12 protein-coding genes are annotated in these 19,668 nt (G+C 48.2%); 8 read left to right on the top strand and 4 right to left on the bottom strand.

Features of this window, described 5'->3' with window-relative positions; translation table 11 throughout:
* The first annotated feature begins 168 nt into the window (after positions 1-168).
* The 8 genes from P304_RS0106705 to P304_RS0106670 all read left to right on the top strand — a co-directional run bounded on the left by P304_RS0106705 (position 169) and on the right by P304_RS0106670 (position 15,763).
* A complete protein-coding gene (locus P304_RS0106705; RefSeq protein ID WP_027389918.1) occupies positions 169-4,977 on the top strand; it encodes an NAD-glutamate dehydrogenase domain-containing protein in 4,809 nt (1,602 codons plus the stop codon).
* Positions 4,978-7,683 (top strand): [protein-PII] uridylyltransferase, encoded by a 2,706-nt coding sequence (gene glnD, locus P304_RS0106700; protein WP_027389917.1) that lies wholly within the window; start codon positions 4,978-4,980, stop codon positions 7,681-7,683.
* Complete coding sequence (gene pilM, locus P304_RS0106695) at positions 7,680-8,708, top strand: pilus assembly protein PilM (RefSeq protein ID WP_027389916.1); 1,029 nt, start codon at positions 7,680-7,682, stop codon at positions 8,706-8,708. Before glnD ends, pilM begins: the two co-directional genes overlap by 4 nt.
* On the top strand, positions 8,630-9,997 hold the full coding sequence (locus P304_RS0106690; protein ID WP_084417590.1) for a 3-deoxy-D-manno-octulosonic acid transferase: 1,368 nt from the start codon (positions 8,630-8,632) through the stop codon (positions 9,995-9,997). Before pilM ends, P304_RS0106690 begins: the two co-directional genes overlap by 79 nt.
* Position 9,998: 1 nt before the next feature.
* Positions 9,999-11,156, top strand: a complete 1,158-nt coding sequence (locus P304_RS0106685) for an efflux RND transporter periplasmic adaptor subunit (RefSeq protein ID WP_027389914.1) — start codon at positions 9,999-10,001, stop codon at positions 11,154-11,156.
* The gene (locus tag P304_RS0106680) at positions 11,153-14,203 is read left to right on the top strand and encodes an efflux RND transporter permease subunit (protein ID WP_027389913.1); all 3,051 of its coding nucleotides are present in this window, start codon (positions 11,153-11,155) and stop codon (positions 14,201-14,203) included. The genes P304_RS0106685 and P304_RS0106680 overlap by 4 nt, the downstream gene beginning before the upstream one ends.
* Before the next feature lie 98 nt (positions 14,204-14,301).
* A complete protein-coding gene (locus P304_RS0106675) occupies positions 14,302-15,114 on the top strand; it encodes a histidinol-phosphatase (RefSeq protein WP_027389912.1) in 813 nt (270 codons plus the stop codon).
* Complete coding sequence (locus P304_RS0106670; RefSeq protein WP_027389911.1) at positions 15,107-15,763, top strand: HAD family hydrolase; 657 nt, start codon at positions 15,107-15,109, stop codon at positions 15,761-15,763. The genes P304_RS0106675 and P304_RS0106670 overlap by 8 nt, the downstream gene beginning before the upstream one ends.
* On the opposite strand, the gene P304_RS0106665 is transcribed toward P304_RS0106670, so the two are convergent.
* The 4 genes from P304_RS0106665 to ftsY are packed head-to-tail and all read right to left on the bottom strand — an operon-like array spanning position 15,690 to position 19,647.
* Positions 15,690-17,171 carry a PAS domain-containing protein gene (locus P304_RS0106665; RefSeq protein WP_027389910.1) on the bottom strand — a complete coding sequence of 494 codons (1,482 nt, stop codon included), beginning with the start codon at positions 17,169-17,171 and terminating at the stop codon, positions 15,690-15,692. The two genes, P304_RS0106670 and P304_RS0106665, sit on opposite strands and share 74 nt — an antisense overlap.
* Before the next feature lie 40 nt (positions 17,172-17,211).
* The gene (locus tag P304_RS0106660; protein ID WP_027389909.1) at positions 17,212-18,051 is read right to left on the bottom strand and encodes a tetratricopeptide repeat protein; all 840 of its coding nucleotides are present in this window, start codon (positions 18,049-18,051) and stop codon (positions 17,212-17,214) included.
* Positions 18,048-18,434, bottom strand: coding sequence for a 6-carboxytetrahydropterin synthase QueD (queD, locus tag P304_RS0106655; protein WP_027389908.1), 387 nt, complete (start codon positions 18,432-18,434; stop codon positions 18,048-18,050). The genes P304_RS0106660 and queD overlap by 4 nt, the downstream gene beginning before the upstream one ends.
* A complete protein-coding gene (ftsY, locus tag P304_RS0106650) occupies positions 18,427-19,647 on the bottom strand; it encodes a signal recognition particle-docking protein FtsY (protein WP_236613312.1) in 1,221 nt (406 codons plus the stop codon). Before ftsY ends, queD begins: the two co-directional genes overlap by 8 nt.
* Positions 19,648-19,668 lie beyond the last annotated feature (21 nt).

The raw sequence follows: 19,668 nt of genomic DNA, 5'->3' as shown, positions 1-19,668 counted from the left end.
GCCGTACACTCACTACAGCCCCTCTTCTCTGTACTCATACCGCGCACGGAGTTCGCTCTGCTGCGCGGTTGCTTTTGTGTTCTTTTTCGAACAATCGTGTTTGTAAAATGTTCCTAAAAGCGATATATTCAACCTTCTGTCACTCAGCATATTTACGAGGAGGGCTATATGGCGAAAGTCGTTTTACGGAAAGATCTCAATCGTGAAAGCAGGGATAATTTACAGTACAAACTCGATGCCACGCTTGAGCTGCTGCGCAAGCAAAAAAAAGGGCCGAGCGAGCACCAGATGAGTCTGGCTAATAACTTACTATCGATTTTGTTCCAGTCTGCCCCGCGCAAATATCTGGATTTTATTTCAGAAGAACAGCTCCACATTCAGGTAAAAAACTTTCTCGAATTTCTGCAGAAGCGCGCTCCCGGACAAACCAACATTCACGCCTTTACACCTGATCAAGACGCACTTGATTTCGGCATCTTCAACTCCAGCGTTATCCTTATCAACACCGCTGACAAACCGTTTTTATTAAAAAGTATCTACTCTTATCTCAACAAAAAAGGGATCACACCGTATATTACCATCCATCCTATATTGAATGTAGGTCGTTCGGCTGCTGGTGTACTCCAAACTATCGATATCAACTACAACGATCCCTCAGTCAGTAAATCGTTGGAATCCTTCATTGTGCTGCAGACAGAAATTATTGAAAATGATGTTCAACTTCAATCTCTGGTAACCGACTTGCAGCAGATGATTGGCTCGCTCGACTACGTTGTGCGCGACTTCCAACCAATGATGCAAAAGATGAAAGAAGTCGAACTGTACCTCAACACGTCCGCAGCTATTGACGAAATTGAACGGAAAAATGCAGCGGAATTTTTTGAGTGGTTGCGGATGGATAACTTTATTTTCCTCGGATATCGCCAGTACCGCATTGTGCTGGAAAGCGACCCCAAAAAACAGACCATTCAGGTCGTTGACGGTACTGGGCTGGGTATTTTGCAGGACATCACGCAATCAAAATTTTCGCAGCCAACGCCTCTCAGTTGTCTTCCGCTCCATTTGCAAGAACGGATTGCTTCCGACCATTGCATCACTTTGGATAAATCGAATGCCATCAGCCCAGTCTACGATCAACGCAACATGGTGTACCTTGGCATCCGCCAGCAGGTAAACGAAACACGCTTTGTAGAGCACGTTTTCCTTGGTATCCACGCGACAAAGTACTATTCCGAGCCGGTAGGCGCCTTCGCGTATTTGCGGCGTAAAATCAACCGCGTCCTTGAAAAGCGGAAAATTCTGTATAAGTCGTACTCCTACAATAAGGTTTTTGAAATTTTCAACCACTACCCGAAAGAAGATCTTTTCTTCATCAAGGATGCCTTACTGGAGAAAGTTGTTGTCGACTTATTGAATGTTATTTCGTTTGAAAAAGTCAAAATCATCGATATTGAAAACCTGAATGCCCGTGGGCAAAGCCTGCTGCTCATTCTTCCGGCACTGAACTACAGCATCAATTCGCTCCGCACGGCGCTACGCGTGATTCGCGACACCTTTCAAGCCACCTTATTTGAGTACCGCGACTTTGGCGACAGTACCGAAGCGATTAAAGTCTACATCTACCTTGTTCCGGGTGATGCTGTCTCTGAAGTGGATATTTCGGCACTCGAACGACACATTGACGCGCAGACCATGGACTGGCACGGGGCGTTGGCCGATCAGGTATCGTTAGTACAAAGTGGTCAGGGCTCTAAGGCAGACGCCTTATTAAAAAAATTCCAGTCTGGTTTCAGTGAAGCGTACAAGGCGAGCAATTCACCGCGTGAAGCTGCGGAAGATATGGTTTTCTTCGAAAAACTCTATCAAACCGGCAAAGACCAAGTAGAAATTTCGGAGCACGGGAACGGCAAAGTTCAACTCCGTTTTTATAGCCTGGAAAATCATCTCCTCGTCGATTTAATCCCTATTTTTCAACATATGGGGATCAAGGTTATCGAAGAAAATACGTTCCATATTTTACCTGCAGGGCAACCCGCCATTATGCTGATGAGCTTTTCGCTTGGTGTCAGTGACAGTTCATTTCATTTGCTCTTGCAGAATCGTCGCACGATTGGGGAAACCTTTCTTGCCGTTGTCCATGCCGAGGTTGAAAGCGATCCGCTCAACGCGTTAAGTGTTCTGGAAAACATGTCGTACAATGCCATTAACGTGCTACGGATGTATGTGGAATACATCTTCCAAGTCGGCATCAAGTACACCAAACGGACGGTATGGGAAACGCTGGTAACGTACTCATCAATATCGGCGGCCTGCTGGAATTATTTCGATGCAAAGTTCAATACGAAACGGAAGCTGTCCCACGAAAAGCGCTTGTTGGAGCTGGAGAAATCCAGTGCGGCTATTGCATCGCAGATCGACGAAGTCGTTTCGCTGACTGCTGACTACATCATCCGCCGTCTGCATAACGTTTGCGAAGCAACCCTGCGTACGTCTTACTACAAAGGGGATGCGCAACAGCGTGTCCTCTCCGTAAAAATCGAATCGGCTAAGGTGATGGACATGCCGTTGCCACGCCCGCTCTACGAAATTTTCGTCTTTTCGCGCTCAATGAACGGCATCCATTTACGGGGCGGAAAAGTCGCCCGTGGCGGATTGCGCTGGTCGGATCGCCCTGACGATTTTCGTACAGAAGTATTGGGATTGGTCAGCACACAAATGACGAAAAATGCCGTTATCGTCCCCGTCGGTTCGAAAGGCGGTTTTGTCCTGAAAGGGAAATATCAAAATGCCGAAGAACAACGTGCTGCGGCCGATCTATACTACCGCTCATACATTGGAGCCTTACTGGAAATTACCGACAACATTATCGATGGTGAAGCCGTGCATCCCGACAATGTCGTGTGCTATGACGAGCTCGACCCGTACCTAGTCGTTGCAGCGGATAAGGGAACCGCGCACCTTTCGGACACCGCCAACGCCGTCAGTGAACAGTACAACTTCTGGCTGGGCGACGCTTTTGCCAGCGGTGGCAGTTACGGATATGACCATAAAAAGATGGGCATCACCGCCAAAGGGGCGTGGGAGTCGGTCAAACGACATTTCCGCAATACAGGAATCAATATCCAGGAAGAACCATTTACCGTCGTAGGTATTGGCGATATGAGTGGCGATGTGTTTGGGAACGGCATGTTGCTCTCAAAAACCATTAAGCTTGTGGGAGCCTTCAATCATAAACACATTTTCATTGACCCAGATCCCGACACGATAACGTCATGGGAAGAGCGCAAGCGTCTGTTTGTCACGCCACGTACGCAATGGAGCGACTACAATCTTGAGTTGATCTCCAAAGGTGGCGGCATCTACAACCGTTCTGACAAAAAAATCGCATTAAGCACTGAAGCAGCAAAAGTTTTTGGCGTGAGCCGAGGCAATTACACGCCGGACGAATTGATCCGCATTATGCTCAAGGCTCCCGTCGATTTGTTATGGAATGGTGGTATTGGCACGTACGTGAAAGCGACGTTCCAGACCAACGAAGAAGTGGGCGACAAAGCAAACGACAACGTGCGTGTCAATGGTGCTGACATTCAGGCAAAAGTTATTGGCGAAGGTGGTAACCTTGGCTGTACTCAGGAAGGGCGGATTGAATACGCGTTGCGTGGTGGCCGAATCCTCTCCGATGCTATTGATAACTCGGCCGGAGTGAATGCTTCGGATCATGAAGTAAACATTAAAATACTTCTGAAAATTGTGACGAATAATGGCAAATTGACTTTCGATGAACGCAATACCTTGCTGAGTTCGATGACCGATGAAGTTGGTAAACTTGTACTGGAAACAAACTACCTAAACGGATTGTCGATCATGATCGACACCATCACCAGTTACGAAAACCCACGCCTGCTGGCAGACCTTGTCGGGTACCTAGAAGGGAAAGGTTTACTGGATCGCGTAACGGAAAACATTCCGTTGGAAGAAGAACTGGTCGCCTATCCGACGCGCGGCATATCAATTCCCGCACCGATTTTGTGCAAAATTTCGGCCTACGCGCGGATGGATCTGTTTAACGAGCTCGTAGCGGCCAATTTGGAATGGAACGATTCGCTGACCACGCTCTACCACTCGTACTTCCCGAAAAAGCTTTTGGAACTCTACCCAGACGAAATGATGCAGCATAAGCTGAAGAACGAAATCCTGTGCACCCTGATTGCCAATCGCATTGTTGACTATGCGGGATCAATGTTCGTCTATAATCTCACGTCTACCACAAATGCCAGCGTCGCTGAAGTGGCGAAGACCTATGTGTACTTTGAGCATTTATTCGGGACATCAAGTATTGTGCAGTCGATTTTCGCCCTCGATAATCAGCAACCATCGGAATTACAACACCGTATGGTGATCGATTTTGAATCGTCTTTACGTCGCGCAGTCCGCTGGGTGGTCACCAAAGGGGTTATCGATCCGAAGTGCAACACTGCGAATGCCGAATTGTTTACGATGTTCGATTCACTCTTTAAGAATGCCGACCAGCATTTGCCAGCGGATTACTGCGAGAAAATCAAGAATGCAACGCAGCAGAACCCGTATGCCGAGTATTTGCCAGAAGTAGCACAATTTATCGAAAAAAGCCGTTTCACTGCCGACATGTTGTCCATATGCTACATCACCACGCAGTCCGGTAAGAGCCTTGACGAGAGCATTGTCAACTATATCGAGATGAAGAAACTCCTTGATGCCGACACCTTCCGCGCTATGATTTACGCTATGCCGGTAGCCGATATCTGGGATCGGAAAGCGCGCAATACGCTGATTGCCGCCAATTTTGACTATCTCGAACGGTTAGCGATGGAACAAATGAATCGCGATACGCCGCTGGAACTCAACCTTGAAAGCTATAACGCTATCCTGAGCTACGTGAAGGAAAAGGGGATGAAAAACTTTAATCCGCTCTTTATCGCATTGCGTGGAATTTCGTAAATGGACTTACGCTTCCACAGTAACTTAAAGCAGAAACTTGACTTTATGGTTCAGCAGCGCCTAATGGCGCTGCTGAAGTCCGTTGAATACGAATATGCCACGCGGCGTGAACAGCGGCAACAACGTCGCAATGCGCTCATAGATGTCTTTAAGAAATTCTATAAATTCTCTTTCGGACGCATCAAAAACCTGCATCAGAACGGTTCCAACCCCGAGTTTGTGGTACTCCTTAATACAACACTCATTGATATTATTTTCGCCAAACTCTGGGAAATTGTCTCCGATTTTAACCGCCCGATGTGCACACGCGAAAACTACTTGCCAGCCATTATTGCGGTAGGCGGATATGGACGCGGTGAGCTAAATCCCTACAGCGATATCGACCTGCTCATTGTTGCCCCGCGCGAGGTGTGTCCCTATATTGAGCTCGTCGCGAATCGCTTATTGTATCTGGGCTGGGATATCGGCTTGAAGGTTTCGCATTCCGTGCGCAGTGTGGATGAATGTGTCTCGTACGCACTTTCTGACGTGACCATTCGTACCGCCATTATGGAAGCACGGCTCATTTGTGGTTCAGAGCTTACATGGCAACATTTTCATGCGACGATTACCAAAAAAGTTTTGAATAAAAGTGTCGCAAATTTCATCAATGCAAAAATAAATGAAAGTAAAGTACGTCACGAAAAGCAATCGGTCAGCCTCTATCAGTTAGAGCCGAATGTGAAAGAAGGGATCGGCGGTTTGCGCGATATCCATACCTGTTTTTGGATAGCGAAAGCCAAATACCCAGAAAAAACAACAGAAGATATTTGGAAACTGTTTGCAATTGGCGATGTCCGCAAAAGTCGTGATTTCCTCTGGCGTGTTCGCAACGAGTTACACTATCTCTGCGGCCGACCACAGGATGTTTTGACCTTTGAAAACCAACAATTGATTGCCAATAACTTTGGCTATGAAGATGAAAAAGCGCGTTGCCGACTCGCCGTTGAAGAGTTCATGCACGATTACTATAAAAACACCCGCCGCATTCATGCCGCCAGCGAAATTATTATTGCGCGGTGCGCTCCGGAAAAACTGCGTCAGCAGGTATTCGGGTCGTTGCTGGTGCGTGAGCTTTCAGATGGCTTTTACCAGCGTGGCAACGAAATAACCGCCCCAGCGACACCCGATTTATTCCGTTCAGACCCTGTGCGAATTTTGAAGGTATTTTCCATTGCCCAGCGGCGAAACCTCCATATTTCACCAGAATTTAAAGGATTTATCCGCCGAAATCTTGGGATAATCACTCCGCAATTACGAAGCAATCCATCCGCCGCGCATGTCTTTCGTTCAATCATGAAATACAATACAAACGTCGCCCGCACTTTGAGTCAAATGCACGGATGTGGCGTGTTAGGGCGCTATATTCCTGAATTTGGAACGCTTGATTGCCTTGTGCAATTTGATCGCTACCACTACTACACCACCGATGAACATACCATCCGCACCATTGCGGAGTTTGAAACCCTTGCTGCGCCAGAACACTTGGGGAGTCGTTCACTCTTTGCCAGTGCCTTATCCCGTTTAGGCGGTCGAGAAATTCTCCTTTTCTCTCTACTGCTTCACGATATTGGGAAAGGGCGCGGCGGTGATCATTCACGAAAAGGGGCGGAAATGGTGCCACCTATTGCTGCTCGGTTGGGACTGAGTTTTCGCGAACGTAATTTGATAGAATTCCTTGTCCGTCACCATTTATTGATGGCAAATCTTTCGCAAAGACGGGATCTTTCCGACCCGAAAACAATTGAAATCTTTTGCGATACAGTTGATACACGGGAGAAACTTGATCACCTGTATGTATTAAGCAATTGCGATATCCGCGCAGTCGGCCCCGGAGTGTGGACGGATTGGAAAGGTTCTTTACTCGATACGCTCTATCGCTCGGCAACAGAGTATATAGACAGTGGTTCGTCTGACGCCTATCAACAACAAAGTCTGGCACGCTTGCAACGAGAAGTTCGTGAGTACAGCGCCATTGACGAAGAGCTGTTTGCGCTGTTCGACCGTGAGCACCTTGTCAGCTACCCACCGGCAGAAATCCATCGCCATGTGGCAACACTACGCGAGCTGACGCAGCAGCGCGAAAGAATTCATATTACGCACACCACAAACGCCGCAACACAAACGACCGATATTCTGGTGGCAGGCTATGATTATCCTGGCATTTTTAGTCATATTGCGGGCGCTATTCTGGTGAAAAATCTCGGGATTATTACGTGTAAAATTAACACCTTCCAAAATGGGATGATTCTTGATGTCATCACCGTCCATTATACGGAAGCGTATCAGGCCGATGATGATGCATTTTGGCACGATGTGAAAACGTACGTGAAAGAAGTGCTCCTTGGAAAAACCGCATTGGCGGTATCCCGCTCATGGCTGCGTATGAAACCGATTACAAAGAAAAACCTCCCTGCAATATCTATCCATAATGACCAGTCGCAAAAATGTACCGTCATCGAGGTTTTTTGTAATGATAAACCGGGACTGCTCTATAAATTAGCAACCGCACTTTATCAGTTGAGTCTTTCTATCCATGCCGCTAATATCACCACCAAGGTTGAGCAGGTGGTTGATGTCTTTTACGTCACCGATCTGCTCGGGCATAAGGTCGTTTCCGAAGAACGCCTCCAAACCATTAAAGAACGGATTTACAAGCTTTTATGAACAAAAAAACCATTGGAATAGACTTTGGTGGCTACAGCCTGAAGTGCGCCGCATGCGAGCGGATAAAGGATAAAATCACCATCTCGCACCTTGGCGAGTCGGTACTGCGTCATGGCGCGTACTGTCGTGGAGATATTCTTAACCACGAATTTTTCATGGAAGGGCTGAAAAGTCTGCTGAGCAAAGTCACTGTTTCCGACTCCAATGTCGTGATTGCGGCTCCCCGCTCTACGGTAAATATTGCTTCTATCGAATATCCGCATACCCCGCTGAAGGAAGCACTCCAGCTGGCACGCTGGGATTATGTGCAATACCTTGAAGAAGCGTATCAGACGGGCACGTCGGTTGACTTTATTGGTCGCGATGGAAATCGTGATGGAATGAGTGTCGTCGATGTTGTTGCCACGAAGAACTTTATGCTGGCAAATTTTCTGAATATATTTGAAGAGTTGACCATTCCTGTGCACGCCATTGATGTGTCAACGTTTGCGGTCGAAAAACTCTACGAACGTACCTCGTTAACGTCTGGTCTCTTATTGCTGCTCAACGTCGGTCACCACGCCTGCGAATTTTCTTTTATACTGGATCGTCAGCCTGATTGGAGCGCTTCGGTTCCATTGGGGGTCTTTTCTATCATCGAAAAATTCCAAGAACTCTTCCAGGTTGAACACAATGACGCTCTAAAAATGATTTCCGGAGAACTCGGTAGTGACGAAGAAAACGATTTTTATAAAATGCTCAATGATGAATTTATCGAACTTGCCAACAGAATAGCTGCCGAACTCTTGCAACATCGCAATTTACGTTATAACGACACGCCACTGACCAAGTGCATCCTCACTGGGGGTGGCGCGGCAAATCTGGCGTTTGCCAACCATCTGGTAGATATCCTTGAAACACAAGTTGAGTATATTTCTGCATTGCAAGGGGTAACGTTTTCTGAGGCATGCAGTTCGATACAGAAACAAGGGATATCAAAGTATGCTGTCGCACTTGGACTCTCATTGCGAGATGTGAACGTATGATTCTCTACAACATCCTCCTCACGATCCTCTTTCCGTTGGCCGTGCCGTACTTTATTATTCGTTCGTTATTCCTTCGCCGCAGCATGCGCCGAAGTTTTTTACAACGTTTCGGACTTTTTTCAGGACGCAAACGTGGGATCCTGAAAAGTATGGGACCAAAGGTACTGATTCACGCCGTAAGCGTTGGCGAAACGCGCGCAGCGATCCCCTTGCTAAAACGGATAGCAGCAGATTCTGACTATAAAATCGTCATTACCAATGTGACGGATACGGGACATTTAATCGCACAAACCATTGATCAAGTCGCGTTAACCCTCTATATGCCATTTGATTTTCCGTTTTCTGTCCGCTGGTTTTTACAAACGGTGCGACCGGAAAAACTGATTATTGTTGAAACCGAAATTTGGCCAAACCTGATTACTGAAGCGCATAGAATAGGAATTCCCGTTGTCATTGTGAATGGTCGCATATCGGATCGTTCATACAAGCGCTACCTGCAATGGAGCTGGTTTTTTGGCCCACTGCTGCAGAAGACCAAAATTTTTGCGCAAACGGCAGAGGATAAAGAACGATTTATCGCTATCGGAGCGGACCCCGACAGCGTTGCGGTAGCCGGAAATTTCAAGTTTGATCTAGCGGTGTCAGATGAAGAAGAGCATCGCCTTGAGTACATTCACGATGAGTTTAAACTCCCAGAAGATCCGATCCCTATTTTCTGCGCTGGCTCAATCCACCCTGACGAGTTTGCGTGTATGATCGAACTGCACCGGAATTTATTGGCAGAGGGTAACTCAGTTATTTCCATTTTTGCGCCACGCCATCCGGAAAAAGTACCTCTGCTCGCGGACGCCGTTCAAGCAGCAGGCTTTCACACTGCATTGCGCACGGAATTACCTTCGCGGAAAAAACGGCTGAAGTCGGGGGATGTCTTGATTGTCGATACCATTGGCGAATTGCTGAAAATCTATAGCATTGCCGATGTCGTCTTCGTCGGCGGGAGCTTTGGCGCGACTGGCGGTCACAATATACTCGAAGCATGCTCTGTCGGTAAACCCGTTGTGTACGGCCCCAATATGGTAAACTTTCGTGAAATCGCACGGATCGTCAAAGAGTGGGAAGCTGGTTGCTGGGTAACGACCCAAGTTGAACTGCTTGAATCGGTCAAAGGCATTCTGTGTAACGAAGCGCTTGCAACACATATGGGAACACAAGGAAAAGCACTTTTGAAGAAAAATCATGGTGCCGTCGATATGGTTTTTGCTCACGTTTTTCAATCAAAGGAACAGTGAAATGAAAAAGAATATCGCAGTATTGGTATTAGTTGTCCTTGTCGTCATACTCGGCATGGATCGTCTGGCAAATCTATCAAAACCCGGTCAAGCACCCAGCGCCACACGGAGCGCAACGCGCGTAGAAGTTGCACCTGTCAAGACTGGAACCATAAAGCCCCACCGTGCTTTTAGTGCTACGCTTGAATCTCCTGAGCGATTCCATATCGCTTCACGAATTTCATCAACCTTACAAACACTGCATGTGGAAATCGGTGATGAAGTGACGTCTGGCCAACTCTTAGCCGAACTCGATGACCAACAACAAAAACTTGCTCTGGCACAAGCCGAAGCGGAGTGGAAAATCGCCGTTGCCAATAAAGACGATATTGCCGTTAAAACACGGCTCGCTCAGAACAACCTTGAACGGGCTCGTTCGTTACGGCAGCAAAACATTACCTCGGTCGCCAATTTGGATCAGGTAAAATCAGAATGGGAAGCGCAAGAAGCGCGGTTGCGCCTTGCCCAAGCACAAGTAGAACAAAAGCAGTTACAAGTCGAACAAGCCCGTTTGCATGTGAGCTACACACAAATTATTGCGACATGGGATGAAACCTATCCTCGTAAAATCGACCGTTTGCTGGCCAACCGTGGCAGCGTTGTCAATGCTGGAACCGCCATTTTTTCATTAGTACAGGCCAATCCGCTGACAGCAGTGGTATCCCTCAACCAAGCGGATTACCTCGCATTGAACCCCGGTGATTCTGTCGAAATCATCGACCCGCACCGTCCCGATATCCGCACATGGGGCGTTGTTCAGCGCAAATCACCCGCATTTGATGATCAATCGCGTCATGCTCGGGTTGAGATTGAGCTGGATAACCAAGCCGGCGCGTTTGCACCCGGGATGTTTGTTCAAGCCGTATGGGTCGGTACAACCGATGTTGAAGCCCAATTGGTGCCGCTGAATGCCCTTGTAGTGCGTGATGGCGAACAAGGGGTTTTCTGGTACGACGCCGAAAAGGAAAATGCCAACTTTATCACCATTGTGATCGGTGCCGATGATGGGAAAATGGTAGAAATTCGCGAACCGCACCTGCCTGGTGCAATTATTGTTGCCGGTCATGAACGGTTGATGCACGGCACAAAAGTAACCGTTACCAAAGCGAACCAACCATGAATCTTTCTCACCTTGCGGTGCGTCGCCCGATTGCGACCATTATGGGGATTATGATCGTGGTCTTTTTCGGGCTCCTTTCATTGTATCGCCTGCCGATTGACCTTATGCCGGATATCACCTACCCGACCCTCACCGTTGTCACCACCTATTCCGATGCCGGCCCTGAAGAAGTGGAACGGCTGATTACCATTCCACTGGAGCGCTCGCTTTCAATCATCAGCGGCATCGAAACCATTAACTCTACCTCATCTCGCGGCACCAGTTCGATTCGGATGAGCTTTGCCTGGGGCACTGACCTTGATAGTGCGGCCAACGATATTCGCGATCGGCTTGATCGCGCCGTCCGATTCCTTCCTGAAAGTGCTGATCACCCCCAACTGCGCAAGTTCGATGTTTCGGCGTTCCCAATATTGATTCTCGGAGCCTCCGCGCGCGATCTTGATCCAGCTGAATTGCGCCGCATTGCCGAAGATGAAATCGGTGCCCGTTTGGAGCGGATTCCTGGAGTTGCTGGTGTCGAAGTGTGGGGCGGACAGGCACGCCAATTCCAGGTTAAGATCGACCCACTGATTCTTGAGGGATTAAACCTGACCCTCAATCATGTGGAACGGGCGATTCAGGAGGCGAGCCGCAGCTATGCTTTTGGAGAAATTGAGCGTGGTGACTATGAGTTTCAGTTACGCTACCCAACGGCGCTAGAATCGCTCGACGATATCGGTGAAGTGGTGATCGTCAACCGTGGCAATAACGCAATTCGCCTGAAAGACATCGCACAGATTGAGTCGGGATACGAGAAGGAGACACGCAGAACCCGCATTAACGGCGAAACCGGAGTGCGCCTGTCGGTACGCAAACAAGATGGAACCAACACCGTAGAGGTTGCCGAAAACGTCAAACGAGAAATCGAAAGCATCAATCGGCTCTACCCGCAATTTACCCTCGTCACGATGATAGACACCTCATCGTATATTCAAAAATCCATTGCGAATATTACCTTTTCTATGATGTATGGCGGATCGCTCGCCGTCTTTGTCATCCTCTTTTTCCTGCGCGAAATACGCAGTACACTCATCGTTTCTACCGCCATACCGGTTTCGGTTATTGCGACGTTTGTTCCAATTTATTTCTCTGGTTTGAGCCTTAACCTGATGACACTCGGCGGACTCGCGCTCGGCATTGGGATGATGGTCGATAACTCCATTGTTGTTCAAGAGAATATTTCCCATATACGACGAACAACCTCTCTGGCGTGGCGTGAAAGTGCGGCACGGGGAGCCTCGTCGGTCACGGCAGCGATTATCGCCAGTACGTTGACCACGCTGGTTATTTTCTTACCGCTCTTTATGGCCGAAGGGATTTCAGGAATAATGTTTCAGCAAATGGCCTACGTGGTCGCCTTTGCACTGATGTGTTCGTTGCTTATCGCATTACTGCTTGTGCCGGTATTCAATGCCAGCGAAAAAGGGAAACGGCAAAATCACACAACTCTCCCTGCGTGGAGTCGCGTGTTAGAATCGCTTTTTAACCGCTTACAACGGCGATATGAACTCCTCCTTGATCTAGCGCTACGGCACAGTTTTGTGGTGTTTGCCATCATTGCAGTGCTTTTTATTATAGCCTTTCAATTGACCAACATGATGGGTCGGGAGTTTATGCCAGCCGCCGATGAAAGTGGCGTCCGTATCAATGTTGAAATGGGCCAAGGGACAAAAATAGAAGCGCTCGACCCGCATATGCTCGCTATTGAAACACGTTTAGCAGAATTGATTCCCGAGATGAAAGATTACATGACTCGTACCGATCTCAATGGGCGCGGTGAGTTTCGCATTTCTCTGGTATCGCCTACCCAGCGGCAGCGCAGCAGCGAACAGGTCGCAACTGACCTGCGACGTGAGTTGAAGCTGCCAGCGGGTGTGATAGTACGCACGCGTGCCGACCAAGGGTTGTTTATCCTCCGCATGGGTGCGACGGGCGATAGCAATCAGCTTGAAGTGGTGATTCGTGGACACGAAATTGCGGCATTGGAGCGCTGGGGCGACATTATTGAAAGTGAATTAACCAAAGTACCAGGCATTACCGATGTTGAACGGGGTCAATTCTCCACGACCGCCGAGACGCACTTACTGGTCAACCGTGAACGTGCGATGCAGCTTGGCGTGCAAGTGCCTGATCTCATGCGGGTCATCCAGTCGGCGCTTGATGGATACGAAGCCGCCTTGGTACGGCAACGTGGCGAAGAAATTCCCATCTATCTGATTCTGACCGGGAGTGGCACAGGAGTACTGGATCGCATCGGCAACATGCCGGTTGCCAGCGATGGTGGGCACACGGTGGTGTTACGCGAACTTATTGAGTTGCGCCAAAGCGAAGGGCCACCACTGATTTCGCGCCGCAATCAACAGCGGTTTCTCTCACTTCTGGCCAACACGGCTGGGCGTGACCTCGGCAGTATCGGCGCTGACGTTGAAAAGCTTTTGGACGAAGTCGAACTTCCTACCATGTACACTGCTGCGATTGAGTCGGACTACAAAGAACAACAAAAAGCATTTCGTGAACTGATCGGGATGATTTCTCTGGCGATCCTGCTCGTGTATATGATTCTTGCCGCGCTCTACGAGTCACTGCGCGCGCCGCTTGTCGTCATGTTTTCTGTCCCGATGGCCTTTATTGGTGCTATATTTGCCCTCTGGGGTACGGGAAGTACGCTAAATATGCAGTCGATGATCGGCCTCATGATGCTGGCCGGTATTGTGGTGAATAATGCTATCCTGATTGTCGATCACGCGATGGAATTGCAGGCAGCGGGAGAAGAACCACGCGCCGCAGCGGTTAAATCTGCTATGCGGCGCTTTCGACCGGTTTTAATGACCACGGCAACCACTATGCTCGCCTTATTACCGCTGGCAATTGGTATGGGCGAGGGGGGAGAAGCACAAGCCCCCATGGCACGGGCAGTCATCGGAGGACTCTGTAGTTCGACCCTGATTACCCTTTTTGTCATTCCGATTGTCTACCGGAGAATCGTTGGCACGGTGGTCAGCCGTTGAGTTCCCCGTGCACTCATGACAATTGTATGTTAATTTCTGCTGGCATGTAACTCTGTGTAGAGTACCCGAAACGTCCCTTTACAGTATGGATGACACGTATGCAACTCCATGATTATCATACACACCTTGAAAGTGGCCCGTACGATGTCGAGTGGGTCAAGGTTTATCATAAAACGGCAATGGAGCACGGGCTTTCTGAAATTGGTTTTAGCGACCATGCATACCGTTTTGTGCAAGCTCGCAATTTACTGACAACCCAGTGGGGGAATCAACACGATTTTGACCTTAATCAATATGTTAGTTGCGTAGAACAAGCTAAAGCTCTGGGATTGCAGGTGAAGCTCGGTATCGAAATGGATTATGTCCCTTCTAAAGAGAGTGGGATTCGACAATTCCTTAACAGTGTGGAGTGGGATTATATCATTGGCAGTGTACACTGGATTGACGATTGGGGCTTTGATCTAGCAAAGTTCATCCACGAGTGGAATGAACGTGATGTGGTCGATTCGTACTACAGCTACTATGAAATTCTGCAAATGGCGATCCGTTCGCGGATGTTTGACATTCTTGGCCATTTCGACGTCATAAAAGTCTTTGGCTATCGTCCCTCGCCACATATCAATATGATGCCGGTCTACGAAAGCACGATTCGCCTGATGAAAGACTACGACATCGTTTTTGAAATCAATACCGCTGGTTTACGTAAACCCGTCAAAGAGCTTTACCCATCGCTCGATATTTTCGGTTTGGTGGCGAAATACGAATTGCCAATTATTATCTCCAGCGATGCGCATCACCCGAATAATATTGCCCAAGACTTCGAAATGGCACGGCAATTGGCACTTTCCTACGGATTTCGGCATGTGGTGAAATTTACCAAGCGACAACGGGAGCTTATCCCCCTTGCATAGTCACCAGCCCCACTATCAAGCCATTGTTTTTGATGTTGATGGAACGCTGATCGACAGCCATAAAGTGATTTTACACTCTTTGGCTGATACCGCGCGCGATCTGATTGGTCGTGAGTTGAATGAGGCCGAATTGCAGCGGGCAATGGGGTATCCGGGACGCGAGACGTTACGCCATCTCGGGTATCAAGGCGATCTCGATGCCGCCATTCTTTACTGGTATGCCCAGTACCAAAAGTATGAACACTTCATGAGCTGGTATGATGGCGTACCGCAAATACTCCAGTCACTTGTCAATACTGTACCGCTGGGAATTGTCACCAACAATATGCGCTTCAAGTACGAGACGATTGCACGGCAATTCGCCTTCGATAAATTTTTCCATTTTGCGGTCTGTGTTGATGAAACGACGGCACCAAAGCCAGCAGCCGACCCTTTAGAACAAGTAGCAAGCCATTTTGGCGTTCCGCTCCATGCAACAGTTTATATTGGTGATTCGCTCAATGACCTTTTGTGCGCGCGCAATGCTGGTGCTGACTTTATTGGCGCTGGCTGGGGTATTCTTGACCCCAAACCATTTATTCAGCATCAAGCAAAAGTTGCGGCTGATCCTGTTGCATTAATGGCATTTCTGATGGGAGCACAACCGTAAACATCGCACCGTCTGGCATGTTTTTGCAGTGAATCTCTCCACGATAGCGCTCTTCGATTATCCGTTTCATCGTATACAACCCCAACCCTTTATTCTGAGATTTGAAATAGGTTGTGGTATATGGAACAAATAGCTGATCAAATATTTCTGGGCGGATTCCGCCAGCATCATCGAGAATCGTGATGCGAATACGCGTTTTGGCGTCATCTTCCCACTGCACACGAAGCGTTATATGAACGGTGCCTCTTCCCCGTTCGTGAGCGATCGCACTGGCGTTCAAGAAAAATTCGGCAATACATTCAACGACGTCAGACTGATAGGCAAACAGTTGAATATCAGGCGCAACCTCTTGATGGAGCCGTACCGCCGCCATCGCAGGTGTTTTAGCGTTGACAATGCTCATGACAATATCGATGGATTCGATAAAATCTATACTGGTCGCCTTATCACTTGACTCATAGAGTGCCGTAAACGTTGTCAATGTCCCCGAGAGTTTTTCCAGTGTTTGAATGGCCAACGCTACCTGCTGCGACACATACGCCGGATCTATTTCATCGTGCAGCACATCGCTTTCAATATTCTGAATCATGATACTGGCAGCACTCAGTGGCTGCCGCCACTGATGGGCTAAGTTCACCAGTAACGACATCAATGACTGGCGACGGATCTGATCAAATAAAACAATATCCTGTTCTTGTGATTTACGGACGGCAGCATCAATTTCTGATTGTTGCCGCAGGAGAGTATCCTGCAGCTTTTGCTCTGCTATTTTACGATCAGTTATATCAATCCATACCCCGATAATTTGGTGCGATTGCCCATCTTCGCTTTTTATCAGACGCAGAGTATCGTGAAACCAGAGATAGTCGCCATTTTTACAAAAAAAGCGATACTCATGCCGTAAAAACCCTTTTTCAAAGAGAATTTTCTGTCGCGCTAAAACATTCTCGCGATCATGAGGGTGAATATTATCCAGCCACCAGCTTGGTTTCATAGCATCACTGACAGAATAGCCCAATATTTTTTCAATATTCGGACTGATGAGATCAAACACTTTGGCACCATCAACGGTGACTTTCACCACATACAAGAGCGTCGGGCTCACCGCCAAGTAATGCTGTAAGCGGGCTGAAAGTTCAGCGGCAGCACACTGCGCAACATGCCGCTCATGAGCTTCTTGGTTTATTTTTGAAAACTGGCGCAAAAGAAGTAAGTAGAGAATGGATGCCGTAACAATAACAAAAAGTAATCCTTTGTACGTTTGGATGGCGGTATTGATATTTGCAGTCGCATAATCGTAAACAAACCATTCCAAGAATTTATCCGAAACGAATATCCAGAGGGCGCCTACAAGGAGATAGACGAAGGCAATTGACAAAGCTGATCGCTGCGGATTGATAGTACTCATGGCGCTCCTGACTCATCAGGTTAAGGTAGGTGAAAAAAGACTAAAAAGAGAAATTGATCTGTAGCGAAGGTGTCCGGTTCTTTTGGTAATATTCGAGGCTTGCTTTGTTGATGGCACGTTGATTATATTTTTGTGCACTGTTCATCGCATTGTACACATTACCACCATACCAGCCAACACCAAAAAAGCCAACAATCACCGCGAGCGGAATATTATCCGATTCAATAGCCGCTGCCGTAGCACTTATAAACGCAACGTTCAAAAAAAAAGCGATGGTGCCGTCCATATACCGTTCGGCATACATTTGACCGCTGCCAGGGAGGAGTGCCGAAAGCACTCCCGCCGTACGCACATCCTTCTGCGGAATCTCCAGTTGATTGATATGTTGATTCATCAACGGATCAAGCGTTATCGCTTTTTCCCTTTCTCCAAGTGCCAGATAGGTAGCACTTAACATCGCGGTAGCTTCGTGTTTCCGAGCGTGCTCGGGGTAGTGATGGAGGAAATACTCAAGATACGGTTTGGTTTCGTCGTACCGTTTGAGGCTAAACAGCGTACTTCCAGCAAGCCAGATCGCTTCGGGAGCAAGCGCATCAGAGGGATATCGTTCGACAACACGCTTGGCCTGTTCAAGACCCGCTTCTATTTTACCACCGGAAAAATAGGACTCGGCAATCGCAAAATCGGCGCTGACAAGGTGCGCCCCTTCAGGATAGTACGACTTCAACCGCTCATATTCAGTGATAGCACGGTAATATTCGCCTTGCTCCTGAAGCGAGCGGGCGAAATTCATAATACGCTGCCCTTCGCTATCGAGCGAAAAGGCCGGCAAGACAAGGAGACCAACGACGATACAGAGGCAAACGATACGGGCCATCATGGTGTTTCCATATAGGAGGCGCTAGCGGTTGGTGTTTCGTAAACTTCCACTTTATAGACATACGCGTTGTCGATAGCGTGATCGAGTAACGCTTGTGACATTTGCTGAAAAATATAGCGCGCCAGATTTTCGCTGGTCGGGTTCACTTGATCAAAGGGGGCAAGCTCGTTGAGATAGGTATGGTCAAGGTGCTTCATGATCGCGCGCAATTCGTGTTTTAGCACCTTAAAGTCAACCAGCATTTCCGTCTTTGGTTGCAAAGTTTCACCGCGTACATAGAGAAAAACCTGCCAGTTGTGGCCATGCAGGTTCTCGCAATTTCCATCGTAGTAGCGCAAGTTATGGGCGCTGGCAAATTCACTGGTTACTTTGAGTTCAAACATGGGTGTTTTCCTTATTGGCGTGAAATATAGCGTCGACAAAATCCTGCGGATCAAAGGGGCGAAGGTCTTCGGCTTTTTCGCCAATACCAATAAACTTCACTGGCAATTTCAGTTCCTCAATAATGCCGATGATAGTGCCACCTTTGGAGGTACTGTCGAGCTTGGTCAGTATGAATCCGGTAATCGGAACCGTCTGAATAAATTGACGTGCCTGAATCAGCGCGTTCTGACCGCTGGTGCCGTCGAGCACGAGCCATGTTTCGTGCGGAGCGTCAGGAATGTCACGCGACAGGATACGATTGATTTTGCGCAATTCGTCCATCAGATTGCTTTTGTTGTGCAGCCGTCCAGCGGTGTCGATCAGCAAAAGGTCGGCGCGACGGCTGAGCGCCGCTTTAGTGGCATCATACGCGACGGCTGATGGATCTGAGCCATGTTGGTGATGAATAACGTCGACACCCGTCCGCTCACCCCACATCACCAACTGCTCTATGGCAGCGGCGCGGAAGGTATCAGCAGCAGCGAGTATCACCTTTTTCCCCTGTTGCGTGTAATAGTGTGCCAACTTGCCAATGCTGGTGGTTTTTCCCGAACCATTCACACCGATCACCAGCACAACTTTGACAGGTGGCTCGACCTGACGAGGCGGTTCCGGCAGCGTGATCACACGCAGAATTTCTTGGCGGAGGAATTCTTTCAATTCGTCGGGATGTTTCAGGGCACTGCGCTTGACGCTCTCGCGGACGCGGTCGATAATTTTTGTTGTCGTTTTTACGCCGATATCTGCACTCAAAAAGATCTCTTCAATTTCTTCGAGGAGATCTTCGTCGATCACCTTCTTCCCTAAAAATGCAGTTTCTAGTTTCCCCAGCAATTGTGTTGACGTTTTCGACAGTCGCTCTTTAAGGCGCGAAAAGAAACCGCTGCGTGCTGGCTTTTCCATGGACGACACGTCCGTTGATTCCAGCTCCGGTATGGATGGTGGAACCACTGGTTCACTCTCGCTTGGTTCACTCTCGCGTTCGCTGGTAACAGCCTGAGCGTTGGTGGTTGCGTCCAGATCTGTTTCACTTTCAGGAACTTCTGTCGCAGGGATAGCAGCGACCTCTTCCGTAAGTATTTCATCTACCGTTTCTTGTTGAACCATAGGTTCATCGGGAATCGTTTTTTCTGAGGATTCTTTGCGGCCAAATAATTTTTTCAGGAACGCCACGGGCAATTCTCCTTTGCATTT

This window comes from Chrysiogenes arsenatis DSM 11915, assembly GCF_000469585.1.
Classification (GTDB): domain Bacteria; phylum Chrysiogenota; class Chrysiogenetes; order Chrysiogenales; family Chrysiogenaceae; genus Chrysiogenes; species Chrysiogenes arsenatis.
The sequence above is the reverse complement of the archived record's forward strand: the minus strand, read 5'-3'. Positions and strand labels throughout refer to the sequence as shown.